This window comes from Sphingopyxis sp. C-1, assembly GCF_001047015.1.
In the GTDB taxonomy this organism is placed as follows: domain Bacteria; phylum Pseudomonadota; class Alphaproteobacteria; order Sphingomonadales; family Sphingomonadaceae; genus Sphingopyxis.
In genome coordinates this window covers 1,349,304-1,368,778 of the sequence record NZ_BBRO01000001.1, presented here as the reverse complement: position 1 = coordinate 1,368,778, position 19,475 = coordinate 1,349,304, and the positions used below count along the sequence as shown (strand labels likewise).

Here is a 19,475-nt window from a genome sequence, read left to right as displayed (position 1 = left end):
CTGTATAGGCGCGCTATGCAAGTCCATCCGTTGATCGAAACCAACGCCGCGCTCGTCGAATTCTGCGACCTCATTCGGAACAGCGATTTCATCGCGGTCGATACCGAATTCATGCGGGAAAATACTTTCTGGCCAGAGCTTTGCCTGATCCAGGTGGCGGACCGCGACCATGCCGCGGCAATCGATCCGATGGCGCCCGGCATCGATCTGGGGCCCCTGCTCAACCTGCTCGTCGACAATGAGGATATGCTCAAGGTCTTTCATGCGGGCGGACAGGATGTCGAAATCATCTTCAATCTGACCGGCAAGACGCCGCATCCGATCTTTGACACACAGATCGGCCAGATGGCGCTCGGTCAGGCCGAACAGGTCGGATATTCGAACCTGGTCGAAGCATGGATCGGGCTTCAGCTCGACAAGGGTGCACGCTTTACCGACTGGAGCCGCCGTCCGCTCGACAAGCGCCAGATCGACTATGCCGTCGGCGATGTGACACATCTCGCCAAGATTTTCCCGATGATGCTCGACAAGCTGATCAAGACCGGCCGCGGCCATTGGCTTGACGAGGAGATGGAAAAGCTCGCCGATCCCGCCAATTACAGCGTCGATCCCGAAAAGGCGTGGCAGCGAATCAAGGTGCCGACACGCAAGCCCGACGTTCTCGGCCGGCTTCAGGCGCTCGCCGCATGGCGCGAACGCGAAGCGCGGACAAAGAATTTGCCGCGGGGGCGGATCGTCAAGGATGAGACGCTGGCCGATCTCGCCGCGCATCCGCCGAAAGATCAGGACGGGCTGGGCCGTGTGCGCGGGCTGTCGGCAACCTGGCGGACCAACGACATCGGCGGGCGGCTGATGGACGCGATCGCAGGCGCCAAACCGATGTCGAAGGACGACATGCCCGATCGCGCACCGCGCGGCCCCGGCCTCGGCAAGGAAGGCACTTTGGTCGCCGACCTCCTGAAACTGTTGCTGAAAATCCGGGCGCGTGAACTCAATGTCGCGGCACGGTTGATCGCGCGCAGCGACGATCTAGAGGCGCTTGCTGCGGGCGCGCGTGAGGGCATCCAGATGATGCAGGGCTGGCGCTACGACGTGTTCGGCCACGCCGCGCTCGACCTTGTCGAAGGACGGATGGGCTTTGCCGTGAAGAACGGCAAGCTGGTGATGAGCGAGATCGACGCCGCGACCGCGGCCGAGGTTTAAAGCAGCACGAGTTCGGGTTTGGCGTCGAGCGCCTGCGCGAGGACGCGCAAGCGGCGTTCGACCGATTCGCCGGCCAGATGATGCCAGCCGGCATCGAGGCAAAGCTTCAGCTTGCCGTCGACCAACGCAATTCCGCTCGCCTTGAGCGGCGCCTCGACCCCGCCCGTCAGGCGCTGTGCGAGGCGGATCGCGAGCCCCCATTGCCGCGCGCGCGCCAAGCGTTCCGCCGAAACAAGGCTGCCCATGGCAGGGAATTCGGCGTCGGCGCCGCCGAAGCCTGCATAAAGCGCCCGCGCGAGCAGGATACGGCCCGGAATGTCGATGCTGCGCCAATTGCCGTGCAGGCCGATTTCGGTGCCGCGCTCGGCCCGGAAATCGGGATTCGCCGACCAGGCGACGTCGCTGAGCAGGCTTGCGGCGAGACGAACGCGGCTATCGGCCGGGACCTCGTCAGCAAACAACGGCGCGATCCATTCGGCGATCGCGCGGCCGTGCGGTGCGAATCGCGCGAGGCGGCGTCCTTCGAATTCGGCGGCGACGATCAACGGGTCCTGCGCGCGCGTGTCGGCATCAAGCGCCTGATAGAGCAGCCCTTCGCGAAGGCCTGACGACGACACCGTCATTTCTGGAACGTCGAGAATATTGACGAGCGCAGCGAGGAGCGCCGCCGCATCGGGCAGTGCCGCGGCGCGGTTCGATGCCATTCCGGGGATCTCGCGCAACTCTTCAAAGGTCAGGCGCTTCGACGCCCGAATCAGGCGGCGGAGCGCGCTTCGCGGGAGTGTATGCTGGTCGAGCACCGCCAGCGGATCGCGCGTGAGTTCGAGATCGAGGCGCGACAGCGCGCGCCACGAACCACCGACGAGATAAAGCGGCTGCCCGGTCAGGCCGTCGGGCCAGCCGGCGGCGCGAAGCATCTTGCGAACGGCGCGCTCGAATGCCTGCTCGCCATCCTTGCGCAGCGCGGGCAAGCGCAGCACGCCGAGTGGGAAGGACGCGCGGCGGCCGACCTGACCGTTCGACACCTCGGCAAGTTCAAGGCTGCCGCCGCCAAGATCGACGGCGATGCCATGTGCGTCGGGGATCGCCGCCAGCACGCCGTGCCCCGCCGCCTCGGCCTCTTCCTCGCCGGAAAGCAGCCGGATCGCGAGCCCCGCCTCGGCAGCAGCCTTGATAAACTCCGGACCATTGACCGCGTCGCGTACCGCGGCCGTGGCGACGCATTGGACGTCCTTCACATCCATATGCTTTGCGAGCAGCGCATAGCGACGGAGCGCGACGAGGCCGCGTTCGGCGTCTTCGGGCGCGATGCGCCCATCGACGGCGAGGCCGCGGCCAAGACCCGCTGCGACCTTTTCGTTGAAGATCACCGCGGGCGCGCGCGCCGGTCCCTCATAGACGACGATGCGTACCGAGTTGGAACCGATATCGATGACCGCAGAGCGGTGGACCGCCTGTTTGGATGTACGCAGCAAGCCCAAGTCTATTTTCTCAATCTTCGCGCACATTGAAAGCAAGTGTCGGGACGTCCTGGCGCTTGTGAAGCGCCGTTCCGCGGCCCGACAACGACGGGTTGTTCATGAAATAATGATGAAGGTTGAAGGGCTTGTCGCCCGGCGTCACGCGCACCGAGGTGCCGTCGGGCTGCAGGATCCAGCTCTGTTCATTGTCGATGAGGTTCGCCACCAGAACCTGGTCCAATATCTGGTCGTGCACGGTCGGATTTTCGATCGGGATCATATATTCGACGCGGCGGTCGAAGTTGCGCGGCATCCAGTCGGCGCTGCTGATGTAGAGCCTTGCCCCGCGATGCGGCAGCGGCGCGCCGTTCGCGAAGGCCCATACGCGGCTGTGCTCGAGAAAACGGCCCACCACCGATTTGACCCGGATCGTTTCGGAAAGTCCCGGTACGCCGGGGCGCAGGCAACAGATGCCGCGCACGATCAGTTCGATCGGGACGCCGGCCGCGCTCGCCTGATACAGTTTGTCGATGATGTCGGGGTCGACGAGGCTGTTCATCTTGGCCCACACGCCCGACGGCAGGCCCGCCTTCGCCGCCGCCGTCTCGGCGTCGATCAGCTCGGACAGGTGCGCGCGCATGTTGAGCGGCGACATGGTGATCAGGTCGAGCCGTTCGGGTTCGACATAGCCGGTGATGTAATTGAACAACTGCGCCGCATCGCGCCCCGCGCGCGGATCGGCAGTGAAGAAGCTGAGGTCGGTATAGATACGCGCGGTCACCGGGTGATAATTGCCCGTGCCGAAGTGGCAGTAGGTCCGATACCCCTGCCCCTCACGGCGCACGACCATCGAAATCTTGGCGTGCGTCTTCCACTCGATGAAGCCGTAGACGACCTGCACACCGGCGCGTTCCAACTGGTTCGCCCAGAGAAGATTCTGTTCCTCGTCAAAGCGCGCCTTGAGCTCGACGACCGCGGTCACCGATTTCCCCGCTTCCGCCGCCTCGATCAGCGCACGGATGACCGGCGACTGGTTACCCGCGCGATAAAGCGTCTGCTTGATCGCGACGACGTCGGGATCGGCCGCCGCCTGTCGCAGGAAAGACAGGACGACGTCAAAGCTTTCATAAGGGTGATGGACGACGATGTCCTTCGAGCGGATCGCCGCGAAACAATCGCCGCCATGTTCGCGAATCCGTTCGGGGAAACGCGCCGAGTAAGCGGGGAATTTGAGGTCGGGGCGGTCGACGTCGACCAGTGCGGAAAGCGCCGCGAGCCCAATGAAGCCGCCGATCTTGGCGACGATCGCCTCGTGCCCCTGGATATCGGCGTTGAGCACCTCGGCGATTTCGCCGGGCATATCGGCTTCGAGTTCGAGCAGGATCACACGGCCGCGGCGGCGGCGGCGGATCGCGGTACGGAACAGGCGGACAAGATCCTCGGCCTCTTCCTCAAGCTCGATATCGCTGTCGCGGATGATGCGGAACACGCCCAATGAGCGGATGGTGAAACCCGGGAACAGCAAATCGCCGAAAATCTCGATCAGATACTCGATCGGTACGAAGGCGCCCGGCTGCCCCGGAACCGGCACGAAGCGCGCCAGCGACGCGGGGATCATCACCAGTTCGCGGATCGTCTCGCCCGTCGCCTTGCGCTGCAAATCGAAAATGACGCCAAGCCCGCGGTTCGGGATGAAGGGAAACGGATGCGCCGGGTCGAGCACCTGCGGCGTCAGGATCGGGAAAATCTGGTCGATGAAATATTGGCGGAGCGCGCTACGCAGCGCTTCCTTGTCCGACCCCGTGCCGTGGACGACGATGCCCTGTTCGCCCAGCAGCTTGTGAAGCAATTGCCATTCGCTCTGCTGTTGGTCGACGAGGCGGTTCACCTCGGCCTCGATCTCGGCGAGTTGCTGCCCCGGTGAGCGGCCGTCGGCCGACGGATCGTCGATTCCCTGAAGCTGCTGGCCTTTGAGCCCCGCAACGCGAACCATGAAGAATTCGTCGAGGTTGCTGCCCGAAATCGACAGAAACCGAAGACGTTCGAGCAAAGGATGCGCGGGATTGCGTGCCTCCTCCATCACCCGCCGGTTGAAGGCGAGCCAGGAGAGTTCGCGGTTGAAGAAGCGTTCTGGACCAAAGCTGGGCGGCGTCGCCGCCGTGTCGGCATCATTGTCTGCGCGTAGGGGGCCGCCGGCTATCGACATGTCGCGTCATCCTGTCTTTCGAGCAAATCGGGATCGATGAGCCCCTGTGACAGTAATGTTTCACGAGTAAGACGAATGCTAATGCCGCCCCCTTTTTCCAGCGAAGCAGCATCGAGCGCCGCGACGACACGGTGGATCGCTGCGTAACTGCGCTCCATCCGCGGGACGATATAGGAAGCAACTCCGGGCGCGAGCACGATGCCACGCTGCGCGAACAGCGCCTCGATCAGGTCGCGCGCGAGGCAGTCGTCGGGATCGCCGATCGTCAGCACCGGCACGGCGGCAAGACGCGACCGAAGGTCGGGCAATGCCACGTTCCAAGCGGGCGGCGGCGCATCGGCGATGATCAGCAACGGCGCGCCGCTGTTCTGGGCCGCATTCCACGCGTGGAAAATCTCTTCCTCGGGCACGCTGTCATGCCCGTCGATAACGCGACCGCCGGTTTCACCGGCGAAGAGGCGCCCCATCAGGCTGCGTCCCGACCCGCGCGGTCCGGCCAGCACCGCGGTGCGCACGGGCCAGGTCGCCGGGTGGCGCAGATAGCGCACGGCATCCGCGTTACTGGTGCCGACGATCAGCGGACCGTCATTGCTGCCCCCCGCGCTCCAGTCGAGCGGGAGTGCGATCTGGGATCCGCGCGCCATCAGCGGCTGATCCTGAGCTGGCCGCCGCCTTCCTGCACCTTGAACCCGCGCGCAGCGAGCGCGGCCTTCAGCGCGGCAATATCGCCCCGGAAGCTGACGCGCATCACCGACGTGCCACCAAGCGCAAGGCTGGTCGTCGACGCCGACTGGACCCCTGCGGCGCCCGCCACCGCGCGTTCGGTCGCGGTGACCGAATCGACGTCCGGCGAGCTGTACTGGACGGTGAAGCTCTGCACACCCACGGCCGCCGTCGTTGGCACGCTCGCGTCGGTTTCGCTCGGCAGCACATCTTCGTCGGTCGCGGCCTCTTCGGGCAGATCTTCCTTCTCGACCGGCTTTTCGAGGACGAGATAGGTGTCGGTGCGCAGCACGCCCGATGCCAGCGCATCGATATAGATGCGGTCCATGCGCGCCACGGCCTTCTCCATCATGTCGGGCAGTGCGGCGGGGCTCGGACCGGTCATCGTAAAGCTGGAGATCAGCTTGCTGTCGGGGCCGAAGCGTGCGGTGAAATAGCCTTTGATCGGGCCGCCGGGATAGGAATATTCGACGCGCGCGATCGGCGTCAGCACGTCGGCAGCGCCGTATTGATCGAGGATCACGCGCCACCATACGCGGCCGCGGCGGCCGGTCTGTCCCGCGTTGATCAACAGCGTGTCGGCGCCCGTACCCGCCGTGCGGACATAGTCGATCGCGCTCTGCCCCGTATTATATTCGGCCCATGCACGCTGCCAGGCGCTGCGCTGTTCGAACACCTGCGGAATGCCGTCGATCGAATAGACCGGGATGACAAGCAGCGGCGGCGAACGCAGCGTCCGCCCGCTGACCCCCAGGATCTGACCGGCACGGACGCGGTCGAACTGGACGCCGAGCTTGGCGACATAGCGGCGCGGACCGATCTGCTCTTCCTCGACGACGATCGCGGTGACGATGCCGTCGAGTACCGAATCGGTAAGCGCCGGGCCGTCGCTGCCGTTCAATTTACGATAAAGCTGGGTCCAGCCCTTGCGCTGCGCCTCGCGCCAGCCCTTGGTTCGCGCATCGTCGGCGTTGTCGCCGGTCACGTCCACCATGATGCCGCTCGCCAGGAAATCACCGCTGCTGTTGATCGGCGTGATGCCGCGATCGCCGCGGCTGATCTGTCCTTCGACAACGCCGACGAGCAGAATCGCGAAGAAAATGCCGAAAAGCGCGGCCCAGCGCCAGTCGCGCGGGCGAATGGCATCAAGGATCAGGTGGGGCGCGAGGCGGGGGAAAGCAGCCGAAATCATATCTTCTCTATGCTTTGCCCAAAAGCGTGTCGCCGGACAAGGAAATCATGGCATTTCGTGGCCAGACTCGTTAGTCGCGCTGGCCATGGATTCCAAGCACAACCAACCCGCCTCCTACACTTATGCAGAGGCCGGCGTATCGATCGAGACCGGCAACGCGCTGGTCCGTGCCATTGCCCCGCTCGCCCGTGCGACGCGTCGCCCCGGCGCCGACGCCGACCTGGGCGGCTTTGGCGGCTTCTTCGACCTGAAGGCGGCGGGGTTCAACGATCCCTTGCTCGTCGCGGCGAACGACGGCGTCGGCACCAAGCTGAAACTCGCCATCGAATCGGGCAAACATGACGGGGTCGGCATCGATCTGGTCGCAATGTGCGCGAACGACTTGATCGTTCAGGGTGCCGAGCCGCTGTTTTTCCTCGACTATTATGCCACTGGCAAGCTCGACAATGATGTCGCGACCGAAGTCGTCGCGAGCATTGCCGAGGGGTGCAAGCAGGCCGGATGCGCGCTGATCGGCGGGGAGACCGCCGAAATGCCGGGCATGTACTCGGACGGCGACTATGACCTCGCGGGCTTTTGCGTCGGCGCGGTCGAGCGCGACCAGGTGCTGACAGCCGACAAGGTCGCGGCGGGAGACGTCATTCTGGGCCTCGCCTCGTCGGGAGTACATTCGAACGGCTTTTCGCTCGTGCGCCGTCTTGCCGCGGACAAGGGGTGGAAGCTCGATCGCCCTGCCCTGTTCGACCAGACGATTCTGCTGATCGATGCGCTGATGGCGCCGACGCGCATCTATGTGAAGAGCCTGCTGCCGCTGGTGAAGACCGGCAAGATCCATGCCCTCGCGCATATCACGGGCGGCGGATTGCTCGAAAATATCCCGCGCATCCTGCCCAAGACGCTGCACGCGCATGTCGATGCCGACGCATGGGAACAGCCGCGGCTGATGGCGTTCCTGCAGGCGCAAGGGAATATCGAGCCCGAGGAAATGGCGCGCACCTTCAACTGCGGGATCGGCATGGCGGTCGTTGTCGCCGAGGGCGAGGTCGCCGACGTGACCGCGGCACTCGAAGCGGCGGGCGAGACTGTGTTCCGCATCGGCCATGTCGCCGAGGGAGAAAAGGGCTGCACCGTGACGGGCAGCGCCGAAACATGGAGCGCGATGGGCGCGTGGAGCGCCACGCACAACGGGTAAGCCCGAAACCGTTCGCCCTGAGCTTGTCGAAGGGTCGTCCTTCCTTTTGAGGTTGAAAGGCAAGAACAGTGCTTCGACAAGCTCAGCACGAACGGATTGAAAGGGTGGCGCCGTGACGAAAGCCAAAGTCGCGGTCCTTATCTCAGGCGCCGGCACCAATATGGCAGCGCTGCTCTATGCGGCGAAAGCCGCCGACTGCCCCTATGAGTTGGTCTTCGTTGGCAGCAACGATCCCGATGCGCTGGGTCTAAAGATCGCGGAGGCAGAAGGCATCGCGACGTGGAGCCTGTCGCACAAAGGCATGAACCGCGATGCGTTCGACGCGCTGGTCGACGAGCAATTGCGCAGCGCCGATACCGAATTCGTCGCGCTCGCGGGCTATATGCGCATCCTGTCGGACGAGTTCGTCGGACGCTGGGCGGGCAAGATGGTCAACATCCACCCCAGCCTGCTGCCGCTCTACAAGGGTCTGAATACCCACCAGCAAGCGATCGAGGCCGGCGACAAATTCGGCGGGTGCAGCGTCCATATCGTGACGTCCGGCGTCGACGACGGCCCGGTGCTTGCGCAGACGCCGGTCGCGATCCTGCCGGACGACACCGTTGAAACGCTGGCGCGGCGGGTCCAGTTCGCCGAACACCAACTCTATCCCGCGACGCTCGCCGCCTTTGTGACACGCGAACGGTCGCCCGACTATCTGCGCGGCCGCGTCCGCGAACTGGCGATGGAGCTGCCCGAGGCCGACGAAGTGATGTCGCACGGCATGCCTTGCTTCGGGATCGTGAAGGGCAAGAAATTCGCCTATTTCACCGAGGATCATCATGGCGACGGCAAGATCGCGCTGCTCGTCAAGATCAGCGGCGGCGACGAACAGGCGGCGCTGATCGAACTCGACGAAGATCGCTATTATCGCCCTGCCTATTTCGGCGACGGCTGGGTCGGCATCCGCCTGGATCTCGGCGACACCGACTGGGACGCAATCGGCGAATGGCTGCGCAAAAGCTGGCTGGCGGTCGCTCCGAAGAAGCTGGCGGGATTGATGGGCGTCGCGGAGGATTTCTAGCTATCGGGGGGAACATCGATGGATGCGGATTATCGGGAAGCAACGGATCGACTGATCGCCATCGCGCGCGATTCGGTCAGCGATGCCAACGCGATCGAGTTCGACATGGAATCTCTCGACGATGAGGCGCTCGACAACAGCCGAACAAAATTGCTGCTAGAACGGCTTTGCGACCAACTCGACAAAATTCATCGCATTCTTGTGGACGATCCGGAGAGCGACACGCGCGGCCTGATCGGACGCTTCTCTCGTTGGTCGGGGTTGGTCAGAACCGATTTCCGCAATCTCGACGAAAGCGAACGGCAACGGATCGCGGACGAGATTCTCAGCATAGAACGCGACAGCCTGTCCAAGCTGGGAATACGCTTCAAATGGGTCGAGAAGCTTGTCGCCGAGATGCGTGACCAGCTCGCCGCTCACAAAACTCTGTCCATGACCGACGAACTGCTGACGACAGTTTCCCGGGACATCGAAGCGCTGCGCCGCCACGTTTGTAACGCCGAACACAAACCTCGACGCAGCCGATTGACGCTGATCCTCGAAGGCGTCCACGGGACGGTGAAGATCGTCGCCGACATAGGAAAGTTTGCGGTCGACCCCACCCTCGTGCTGGCATTGAGCGGGGTTTATTCGGTATATGCGGGCGGAAAGATGCTCAGCGGTGCCGTCAAGGAATTGAACGCCGAGGAAGAGCGCGAGAAAGCATCGCAGGCGCCGCAGACTTCCCGTCTACCCCTCCCTCCGGTGCCGTCCCAATTCAAGCTCGGCCGGCGCGCAATTGACCTCGGCGACGATGAGACGAACGACTCCTCCGATGACGGAAAAGGGTGACAGGCTTCATTCACGAAAAAGGCCGCCGGATCGCTCCGGCGGCCCTTCGCTGCCCTAGGGCAAATGTCGTTTAGCCGACGATTTCTTCGGGCTTGAAGAAATAAGCGATTTCGATCGCCGCATTTTCGTCGCTGTCCGAACCGTGCACGGTGTTCGCTTCGATGCTCTCGGCCAGTTCCTTGCGGATCGTGCCGGGCTCGGCGTTCGCCGGGTTGGTCGCGCCCATGATGTCGCGGTTCGCCTGCATGGCATTTTCGCCTTCGAGGACCTGCACGACGACGGGGCCGCTGATCATGAAATCGACGAGTTCGCCAAAGAAGGGGCGTTCCTTATGGACCGCGTAGAAGCCTTCGGCCTGTTCGCGGGTCATGTGGATGCGCTTCGACGCGACGACGCGGAGGCCGGCTTCTTCGAGCATCTTGGTGACGGCGCCGGTGATGTTGCGACGCGTGGCGTCGGGCTTGATGATCGAAAAGGTGCGAGTGACCGCCATGGGGGAAGCTCCTATGTTGTTATTGTCTGCGATGCGCGCGCCTCTAGCCGCGCTTTTGCTGCACTGCAAGGATTGAGCGCCGCGGCGCTAGGGCCCTTCGGACCAGCGGCCGTTTTCGTCTTGCTTCCAAAAGCGGTTGTCGACGTCCTCGCGCGCGGCAAGCGTACGCCAGAGCGCGCGGGCGTCGTCGATGCGGCTGTTGTCGAAAAGCAGGAAAGTGCGTTCGAACCCCAGTGCCTCCTCGCGCCATTCGCCGTCGGCGAGCGCCAGATGGCTGGCGCGGTTGGGCGGCGATGGATCGAGCGCGCCCGAAATCAGGATCGGCTCGATTTCCTCGTCGGCTGACCCCGCGTGGCCATGCGGCAGGAAGCTCGCCGGGGTCAGCGTCCACAGCGCCTCGTCGATCGCCTGCCGCTGCATCGCGGGCGCGGCGACCACCAGCAGGCGGTCGCCGTTCGCCAATATACGCGTCGCGAGCGCGGGGAGCACCCGTTCGACCGGATCGCGGGTCAGCCGGTAAAAGTCGACGCGCGCCATGCTCCCCTGCCCCCTATCCTGCTTTCTGGCTCGCTCAACCTTCGTGGTTGGCGGCGATGTAGCGGTCGAGCAGGCGCACGCCGTAACCCGTCGCGCCCTTCGCCCACACCGGACCGTCCTTGTCGGCCCACGCCATGCCCGCGATGTCGAGGTGCGCCCAGGCGACGCCGTCGCCGACGAAGCGCTTCAGGAATTGCGCCGCGGTGATCGAGCCGCCTTCGCGCGGACCGATATTCTTCATGTCGGCGATCGGGCTGTCGATCAGCTTGTCGTAGGCGGGCGACAGCGGGAAACGCCACAGCTTGTTGTTGCTGACCTCGCCCGCGGCGATCAGGTCGGCGGCCAGCGTCTCGTCATTGGCGAAGATGCCAGCATATTCGTGGCCGAGCGAGATAACCATCGCGCCGGTCAAGGTCGCGAGGTCGACGATCACCTTGGGATCATAGGCGCTCTGCGCCCAACTGATCGCGTCGCAAAGGACAAGGCGGCCCTCGGCGTCGGTGTTGAGCACTTCGACCGTCTGGCCCGACATGGTGCTGACGACGTCGCCGGGGCGCATCGCATTGCCGTCGGGCATATTTTCGACGAGGCCGACTACGCCGACGACATTCGCCTTCGCCTTGCGACCCGCGATCGCCTTGATCGCGCCCGCGACGGCGCCCGCGCCGCCCATGTCCCACTTCATCATGTCCATGCCCGCGGCGGGTTTGATGCTGATGCCGCCGGTGTCGAAGGTCACGCCCTTGCCGATGAACACGACGGGCGCCTCGCCCGGATTGCCGCCATTCCAGCGCATGGCCAGCAGGCGCGGCGGGCGGGTCGAGCCCTGCGCGACGCCGAGCAGCGCGCCCATGCCGAGCGCCTTCATCTGGCGTTCGTCCAGCACCTCGATTTCGACGCCAAGGTCGGCGAGATGTTGGCAGCGTTCGACAAAGGTCTCGGGATAAAGAATGTTCGGCGGCTCGGCGACCAGCGTCTGGGTCAGCGCGACGCCAGCGGCAATCGCTTCATTCTCGGCCCAGCGGCTGGACAGGTCGCCGTGCGGAGAAGCGATGGTCACGGTCCGAAGGCTCGGCTTCGCCTTGTCGGCAAGGCGCGTGCGATAGGTGTCGAGCCGCCAGTTGCGCAGGCGCGCGCCCATCGCAAAGGCGAGCACGTCATCGGCGTCGCTCTGCCCCGTGCTTGCGAAATCGACATATACGTGCGTCTCGCCGCTGGTCTGCAACTTGGCCGTCAGCGCCGCGCCGCCGCGTTCGAGATCCTGCTCGCTTCCCTCGCCGATGCCGACGAGCAGCAGGCGCTTCGCCTGTTCGCCGTCGATTGCCGCGGTTTCGGCGATCGTCCCCGCCGCGCCGTCGAAGCGCGCCTGCGCCGCGGCGGCACCAAGCAGCGCGCCGAGCGCGCCGGCCTCGCCCTTGCGGACCGGAAACGCGACAACGTCGGCAGACGCATCGATTTGCGCGACAAACTGAATGTCCATGCCTTAACTTTCTTATGCGATGATTGATTGGAACGTGCCGGACCGATAGGGGTTTCGCCTGCGAGTTGCAAAAACAAAGCAGCCGGTCCAATCCGGGTGGACGCTAGATAAGGTGTGGGACAAAGATATCAAATGAGCTGGGCTTTGTTCCAACAAACGGCGCGCGCGCGGCCGTTCTGGCTGGCGACCGCGAGCGGTGTCGCGCTCGCCGCCTGCCCGGTAATGGCCCAGACCAGCGAGGAATCGACCCGGACCGAAGACGTCGCGCCGGCACCCGACCTCCAGACGCCCGACGTCGCCCCGACGACATCCGACGCCCCCGCCGTAAAGGGTGAGGAACAGATCGGCTTTGCCGCCGACAACCTCAATTACGACGGCGACAGCGAAGTCGTCGTGGCCGAGGGCAATGTCCAGATGAACCGCGAAGCGATCGAAATGCGCGCGGACAAGGTCACTTGGAACCGGCAGACGGGCAAGGTTTTCGCCGAGGGTAATGTCACGATCAAAAATCCCGAGGGCGACACCGCCTATGGCGACAAGATCGAACTGACCGACACGCTGCGCGACGGCGTCGTCGAGAATCTGCTTGTCGTACTCGACAATGGATCGCGCCTTGCGGCGGTGAAGGGCACGCGGTTCGACAACGGCAATATCGAGCTGGAGAATGCCGCCTACACACCCTGTCCGGTCGAGGATGATGCGGGCTGCCCCAAGAATCCGAGCTGGCAGATTCGCGCGGTCAAGGTGATGTACGACCGGACGAAGAACAAGATCCGGTACAAGGGCGCGCGCGTCGAGATTTTCGGCCTGCCGCTAATTCCGCTGCCGGGGCTCAGTCATCCGGCCAACAGCGAGGCGGGAAGCGGCATCCTGGTTCCCGAAATCCGCCTCGACCGCAGCAACGGGTTCGAGATCGCGGTGCCCTATTATCTGCGGCTGGCGCCCGATCGCGACATCACCATCACCCCGCATCTCTATACCAGCGCGGCGCCGATGATGGAGGGCGAGTTCCGCGCGCTCACCGATATCGGCTCGTTCCGCATCAACGGCTATGCGACCTATGGCTCCCTCGTCCCCCTGCTCGGCGACGCCCCCGAATCGCGCAAGAGATTCCGCGGCTATCTGGAAAGCGCGGGCAAGTTCCAGTTCGATCCGCGCTGGAGCCTGACCTATTCCGGCCGCATCGCGACCGACCGCACGTTCATGCGCAGATACGACATCAGCCGTGACGACCGACTGCGCTCGACCTTCGAACTCGAGCGGATCGGTGGTAACAGCTACCTTTCGATCGCGGGCTGGGCGACGCAGACGCTGCGCCGCAACGACGAGCAGGGGCAGCAGCCGATCGCCCTGCCGATCATCGATTATCGCCAGCGCTTCGCCGACCCCGTGCTCGGCGGCCAGTTCGAGCTACAGCTCAACACGCTGGCGATCGGTCGTACCGCGGGACAGGATACGCAGCGGGCCTTCGCCGGCGCGCGCTGGGATCTGCGTGGCCTGACCGGGCTGGGTCAGGAAGTCACGCTGACCGCGATGGTGCGCGGCGACGTTTATCACAGCGACGAAAATCTGCTGACCGCCATCCCGGGCTATCGCGGCAAATCGGGCTGGCAGGCACGCGGGATCGCCGCGATCGCCGCCGATATGCGCTGGCCCTTCATCGGCGAATTCGCGGGCGGTACGCAGACGCTGACCCCGCGAATCCAGCTTGTCGCGACGCCGCCGATCAAGAACATCGACATCCCGAACGAGGATTCGCGCGCTTTCGACCTCGAAGACAGCAATTTGTTCGCGATCAACCGTTTCAACGGCCACGACCGGTTCGAGGACGGTGCGCGCGTCACCTATGGCGTCGAATGGAATTACAGCCGGCCCGGTTTCAACATCAACAGCGTCGTCGGCCAAAGCTATCGCCTGTCGGACAAGCCCGCGCTGTTCCCCGATGGCACGGGGCTGACCGACCGAACGTCGGACATCGTCGGACGCACGACGATAGCCTATCGCGACTTCCTGCGCCTGACCCACCGCTACCGGCTCGACAAGGATAATCTGGCGATCCGCCGCAACGAATTCGACGCGACGATCGGCAGCCGCTCGACCTATGCCGTGCTCGGCTATTCGCGCCTGAACCGCGACATCCTCCTGCTCGGCGAAGATCTGCAGGACCGCGAAGAAGCGCGCGTCGGCGGGCGCGTCGCGGTCGCCAAAAACTGGTCGGTGTTCGGCTCGGCAATCGTCGACCTGACCAAGCAGAGCGACGATCCGCTGAGCGGCGCCGACGGGTTGGAGCCGATTCGTCACCGGCTGGGCGTCGCCTATGACGATGAATGCCTGTCGATCGCGCTGACCTGGCGGCGCGACTATGCCGACACGGGCGACGCGCGACGCGGCAACAGCTTCTCCTTCCGCATCGCCTTCCGCAATCTGGGATTCTAACCGCAGTTTTCGGCCGGAAGTTGCCATCCCCACATTTTGTTATTCCGGCGAAAGCGGGAACCCAGTGACAGCGCCGGCTCGCTGGGTTCCCGCTTTCGCGGGAATGACGAATCTGGAGTAGGAACTGTCGGCTAAGGACCGGAAGCGGGCCTCCCGATATCGTCACCCCGGACTTGATCCGGGGTCCCGCTTGATTTCGAAGGCCGGTCGATGCGCGTAAAAGCGGGATCCCGGGTCAAGCCCGGGATGAAGAAAGTGGGCGATGGACCGTGCGCCCCCCCCCCCAAAAAAAACTGCCGATCCAAAGCGCCGCTTCATCGCAGGGGAGCATATGCCCTCGCGATCGAGCCTCTCGCCTACCAGCCTATCTTGACGCCGAACGCGCCGTTGATCGCCTCGCCCATCGCACCGTGGGTCCAGTATTTCTTGTTCAAGACGTTATTGACGTTGCCCGTGAAGGTCACTGCGCGTCCACCAATCGTCGTTGCATACTGAATCCCGGCGTTTGCGAGCGTCCGCGCCGGAATGAAGAGCAGGTTGCTGTCGTCGGTCGGCGCCTTGCCGAAGTAACGAACATTGCCATGCACGCTGAGCCCCTCGACCGCAGGCACCGCATATTCTGCGTTGACGAGTAATTGCCATCGCGCGGCCTGCGCTGGGATATTGCCGCGTAGCGCTTCATTGCCCACCGATACATCGCGCAAACTCGGGTCGAGATGCACCACGCCGGCCCCTAATTTGAGCCGTGGCGCCGCTCGATACGCGAGGATCGCTTCGACGCCCTTGTACAGCGTCATTCCGTCCTGGGTCAGCGTGGGTTTGTCGGCTCCGTCCGGCAACTGGTCGATCGCCGCGGCGCGTTCGACCCGAAAGGCCGCCAGCGTGAAGTCTAGCCCGTCCTTGGCATATTTCGCGCCGACCTCATATTGGCGGCTGAGGGTCGGCTTCAATATGTCGCCCGCATTCGCATAATCGTCGCTGACGCGCCCGCCACCCTCCATCGATTCGACATAGCTGCCGTAAAGCGAAACATAAGGCGCTGGCTTATAGATCAGCGCGAGGGTGGGCGTCGCAGCGGTGTTGAGATAGCCCGAAGCGACCTGCGGATCGCCGTCGACGTCGAGCAATTTGTAGCGCGTATAGCGCACCCCCGCGATCGCCTGGACATACTCGCCCAAATGCAGCGTATCGCTGATGAACGCAGCATATTGGCGGTCCTTATACGGGCCGCCCTTGGTCGAGAAATCGATGTCGCGCGTCACCAGAAAGGATTGTCGGCGATAGATATTTCCGTTGAAATCATTATTGTAATGGCTGTTCGCGCCATAATCATTCGCGGTGTCCATAAAGGAAAGCCCCGCGACGATCTCATGCTCGATTGGGCCGGTCGCGAACCGGCCCTGCAACATCAGCTGCGCGAAATGATATTGGTCGAGCTCGGCAAAATTGAAGGCATAGCCCCGGTAATCGCCGGCCTCGTTCAGGATTTCGGTGAACATCTTGTTCGACCGGTGGAGCTTGCGTGTATAGCCATAATCGAGGTCGAGCTTCCAGTTCGGCGCGACCTGCCAGCCGAGCCCCGTCGATGTGGCAAGCATGTCGGTCTTATAGAAACTGTTATCGACATGAAGATTGTCATAGTCATAGGTCGGGCGCGGCAGTTTCTTACCCGTATAGCGGCGCCAATAAATCTGGAATGGCTCATGCTCCAGATTGCTCTGCTCAAAGGTCGCGCGCGCGTACCATTGCACATCGGGGCTGATATCATATTCCAGCGCGAGCGCGCTTAGCCAGCGATTGACCCCGGCCTTGTTATACGCAGTGCCCTTTTCCCCAGCGATATTGGCGCGATAGCGGAGCCGTCCGTCGCCCGTCAGCGGCCCGCCGGCGTCGAGATGGCCATAAAGGACGCTTTCGGAGCGATAACCCAAGCTGGTGGTCAGCATTGGCTCGGCGGTCGGCCGTTTCGACCGATAGCTGATCACCCCGCCCGGCTCTCCAAAACCATACATGAAGCCCGACAACCCCTTGAGCGCCTCGACGCTCTCGACCGCCTCCAGCGGATAGTCGCCACCCCAATAAAGCAGCAACGGCACCTTATCGACGTAGTAATTGCGCACGCCGATCCCACGGATCTGCGTGCCCCACCAGTTGGTCGTGCCCGCGGTGGCAAAGGAAGACACCGACGGGTCGTTGATGAATATCTGCCCGATCGTCGTCGCCTGCCGCTTCGCGATATCCTCGGCGTCTATCACCGTCACCGAATAGGGGGTGTCGATGACCGCCTTGCTGCCTAAAGCGCCGCTGCTGCTTTCGCTCTGCATCAGCGTGCCGGTGACGACGATGGTGCTCGAATCCGAATTCCCTGCATCGCCCTCTATTTCGGCGGCCATCGCTGACGCCGGCAGTGCCGGGACCAGCGCTACCAGCGTCGAAACGACGATAAGCGGCGAAATTCTTCTTTGCATTTCATTATCCTGCCAGCGACCCGTTATCGCCAGCTAGGTTTGATGCTATTGCATGTCAATCGCAATTAATTGCTCTCCAAAAAGCGGGAACATTCGCGTCGACAGCTTCCGCGACGCAATTTTCGCATTCCCCCCTTGCATCGCGCGACATTTTGCATCACTAGGGCGCCCATGCGCGGCAACGCCCTTCTTCTTCTGCGACTTACACGCCCTTGGGCGTGACACTGGCTGCGCGCTAGTCGCGGCCACCCGCTCAAGGGTCCGATCGACAAGCACCGCAACCACCCAGAAGAAGCTATCCAACCATGACCATGCTCCGCGATCCGTCCGCGAAATATTCCGCTTTCCCGCAGGTTCCCTTGGCGAACCGCGAATGGCCCACCCGCGTCACGACCAAGGCGCCGATCTGGCTCTCGACCGACCTTCGCGACGGCAACCAGTCGCTGATCGACCCGATGGATGCAGAGAAAAAGACGCGCTTCTTCGACCTGCTCGTCAAATGCGGGTTCAAGGAGATCGAGGTCGGCTTCCCCGCCAGCGGCGCGACCGACTTCGACTATATCCAGGGCCTCGTCCGCAACGGCCGCATCCCTGCCGACGTCACGCCGCAGGTGCTGACGCAGAGCCGCGCCGACCTGATCCGCACCAGCTTCGACAGCCTGGAGGGCGCGAAAACCGCGATCGTCCACGTCTATAACGCGGTCAGCCCCGCGTGGCGCAAGATCGTCTTCGGCATGGAGATGGACGAGATCAAGGGCATCGCGATCGAGGGCGCAAAGCAGCTCCGCGACAATGCCGCGCGCCTGCCCGGCACCGACTGGCGTTTCGAATATAGCCCCGAAACCTTCTCGACCGCCGAACTCGATTTCAGCATCGCCTGCTGCGAGGCGGTGATGGACATATTGCAGCCGACGACCGACAAGCCGATCATCCTCAACCTCCCCGCGACGGTCGAGGCATCGACGGCGAACATCTACGCCGACCAGATCGAATATTTCTGCAAGAATCTGCCCAATCGCGACCGCGCGATCATCAGCCTGCACACCCACAACGACCGCGGCACCGGCGTCGCGGCGGCTGAACTTGGCCTGCTCGCGGGCGCCGACCGCGTCGAGGGCTGCCTGTTCGGCAATGGCGAGCGCACCGGCAACACCTGCCTCGTCACCATCGCGCTCAACATGTACACGCAGGGCGTCGATCCAGAGCTCGACTTCTCGAACATCGACGAGGTCATCCAGACGGTCGAATATTGCAACCGCCTGCCCGTCCACCCGCGCCACCCCTATGGCGGCGAGCTCGTCTACACGGCGTTTTCGGGCAGCCATCAGGATGCAATCAAGAAAGGCTTCGCCGCGCGCGAACGCCAGAATGACCAGAAGTGGGAAGTCCCCTACCTCCCCATCGACCCCGCCGACTTGGGCCGCAGCTATGAAGCGGTGATCCGCGTCAACAGCCAGTCGGGCAAGGGCGGCGTCGCCTGGGTGCTCGAACAGGACAAGGGCCTGAAGCTGCCCAAGAAGATGCAGGCAAGCTTCAGCCACGTCGTCCAGGCGCTCGCCGACGAAACCAGCCGCGAACTCGGCGCCGAGGATATCTGGGGCGCGTTCGACCACGCCTATCTGGTCACGACAGGCAAGCGCTTCCAGCTCGTCGACTGGTCGGAGAGCCATGCGGGCACCGACCGCATCTTCGCCGGCAAGCTCACCATCGACGGCACCCCGCGCAGCGTCAGCGGCCGCGGCAACGGCCTGATGAGCAGCGTCATCGCCGCGCTCGCGGAGTCCGGCGGCCCGATCATGGACATCGTCGACTATAGCGAGCACGCCATCGGCCAGGGCAGCAATGTGCAGGCCGCGGCGTACGTCGAATGCCGCACGGCGGACGGGAGGAGCCTGTTTGGGTGCGGGCTGGATACCGACGTTGCGACGGCGAGTGTGCGGGCGATTTTGTCGGCGGCGAATGGGGCTTAAACGCTAATCGCGATGAAATATCGCCGGTTGCGATATTTCATCTTGCATTGTTGCCTCGCCCGTGCTTGAACGGTCCGGCGATGGTAGCTCATGATGAACCCGTCAGAAGCAGGGGCCTTTGGCCCTGTGGGAGGATTATCCTCCCGACTACCACCTGCGTCTCGGCCGGGGGTGGCTGCGCGCCGCGCCCGCCCGGGACCGGGCGCGGCACACCCGAGGTA

The 19,475-nt window shown here is 63.6% G+C and carries 14 protein-coding genes; 6 read left to right on the top strand and 8 right to left on the bottom strand.

Annotated elements, in window-relative coordinates:
• The first annotated feature begins 15 nt into the window (after positions 1-15).
• Positions 16-1,203: a ribonuclease D gene (gene rnd / locus SC1_RS06250; protein ID WP_062179014.1), complete on the top strand. Its 1,188-nt coding sequence runs from the start codon at positions 16-18 to the stop codon at positions 1,201-1,203.
• Here rnd and SC1_RS06245 read toward each other — a convergent pair.
• Genes SC1_RS06245 through SC1_RS06230 form a run of 4 tightly spaced genes read right to left on the bottom strand, consistent with a single transcriptional unit; the run spans position 1,200 to position 6,784 of the window.
• The gene (locus SC1_RS06245) at positions 1,200-2,711 is read right to left on the bottom strand and encodes a Ppx/GppA family phosphatase (protein WP_193749117.1); all 1,512 of its coding nucleotides are present in this window, start codon (positions 2,709-2,711) and stop codon (positions 1,200-1,202) included. The genes rnd and SC1_RS06245 overlap by 4 nt on opposite strands.
• Positions 2,695-4,869, bottom strand: coding sequence for an RNA degradosome polyphosphate kinase (locus SC1_RS06240; RefSeq protein ID WP_062179008.1), 2,175 nt, complete (start codon positions 4,867-4,869; stop codon positions 2,695-2,697). The genes SC1_RS06245 and SC1_RS06240 overlap by 17 nt, the downstream gene beginning before the upstream one ends.
• On the bottom strand, positions 4,860-5,513 hold the full coding sequence (locus tag SC1_RS06235) for a chromosomal replication initiator DnaA (RefSeq protein WP_062179005.1): 654 nt from the start codon (positions 5,511-5,513) through the stop codon (positions 4,860-4,862). The genes SC1_RS06240 and SC1_RS06235 overlap by 10 nt, the downstream gene beginning before the upstream one ends.
• Positions 5,513-6,784 (bottom strand): hypothetical protein, encoded by a 1,272-nt coding sequence (locus tag SC1_RS06230; RefSeq protein ID WP_062179002.1) that lies wholly within the window; start codon positions 6,782-6,784, stop codon positions 5,513-5,515. The genes SC1_RS06235 and SC1_RS06230 overlap by 1 nt, the downstream gene beginning before the upstream one ends.
• An 85-nt stretch (positions 6,785-6,869) precedes the next feature.
• On the opposite strand from SC1_RS06230, the gene purM reads away from it, so the two are divergent.
• The 3 genes from purM to SC1_RS06215 all read left to right on the top strand — a co-directional run bounded on the left by purM (position 6,870) and on the right by SC1_RS06215 (position 9,870).
• On the top strand, positions 6,870-7,976 hold the full coding sequence (purM, locus tag SC1_RS06225) for a phosphoribosylformylglycinamidine cyclo-ligase (protein ID WP_062178999.1): 1,107 nt from the start codon (positions 6,870-6,872) through the stop codon (positions 7,974-7,976).
• 112 nt (positions 7,977-8,088) lie between these two features.
• On the top strand, positions 8,089-9,039 hold the full coding sequence (gene purN / locus SC1_RS06220; protein WP_062178997.1) for a phosphoribosylglycinamide formyltransferase: 951 nt from the start codon (positions 8,089-8,091) through the stop codon (positions 9,037-9,039).
• An 18-nt stretch (positions 9,040-9,057) separates the two neighbouring features.
• Positions 9,058-9,870, top strand: a complete 813-nt coding sequence (locus SC1_RS06215) for a hypothetical protein (RefSeq protein WP_062178994.1) — start codon at positions 9,058-9,060, stop codon at positions 9,868-9,870.
• Between the two features lie 70 nt (positions 9,871-9,940).
• Here the strand turns inward: SC1_RS06215 and ndk are convergent, their stop codons facing one another.
• The 3 genes from ndk to SC1_RS06200 form a co-directional block, all read right to left on the bottom strand.
• A complete protein-coding gene (ndk, locus tag SC1_RS06210) occupies positions 9,941-10,363 on the bottom strand; it encodes a nucleoside-diphosphate kinase (protein WP_062178991.1) in 423 nt (140 codons plus the stop codon).
• 87 nt (positions 10,364-10,450) lie between these two features.
• The gene (locus tag SC1_RS06205; RefSeq protein WP_062178988.1) at positions 10,451-10,900 is read right to left on the bottom strand and encodes a DNA polymerase III subunit chi; all 450 of its coding nucleotides are present in this window, start codon (positions 10,898-10,900) and stop codon (positions 10,451-10,453) included.
• A gap of 34 nt (positions 10,901-10,934) precedes the next feature.
• Positions 10,935-12,380: a leucyl aminopeptidase gene (locus tag SC1_RS06200; RefSeq protein WP_062178984.1), complete on the bottom strand. Its 1,446-nt coding sequence runs from the start codon at positions 12,378-12,380 to the stop codon at positions 10,935-10,937.
• A 132-nt stretch (positions 12,381-12,512) separates the two neighbouring features.
• Here SC1_RS06200 and SC1_RS06195 point away from each other — a divergent pair, with 132 nt between their 5' ends.
• On the top strand, positions 12,513-14,816 hold the full coding sequence (locus tag SC1_RS06195) for an LPS-assembly protein LptD (protein WP_062178981.1): 2,304 nt from the start codon (positions 12,513-12,515) through the stop codon (positions 14,814-14,816).
• A 356-nt stretch (positions 14,817-15,172) separates the two neighbouring features.
• Here the strand turns inward: SC1_RS06195 and SC1_RS06190 are convergent, their stop codons facing one another.
• Positions 15,173-17,284 (bottom strand): TonB-dependent siderophore receptor, encoded by a 2,112-nt coding sequence (locus SC1_RS06190; protein ID WP_062178979.1) that lies wholly within the window; start codon positions 17,282-17,284, stop codon positions 15,173-15,175.
• A gap of 305 nt (positions 17,285-17,589) precedes the next feature.
• On the opposite strand from SC1_RS06190, the gene leuA reads away from it, so the two are divergent.
• Positions 17,590-19,254, top strand: coding sequence for a 2-isopropylmalate synthase (gene leuA / locus SC1_RS06180; protein ID WP_062178973.1), 1,665 nt, complete (start codon positions 17,590-17,592; stop codon positions 19,252-19,254).
• Positions 19,255-19,475: the final 221 nt, after the last annotated feature.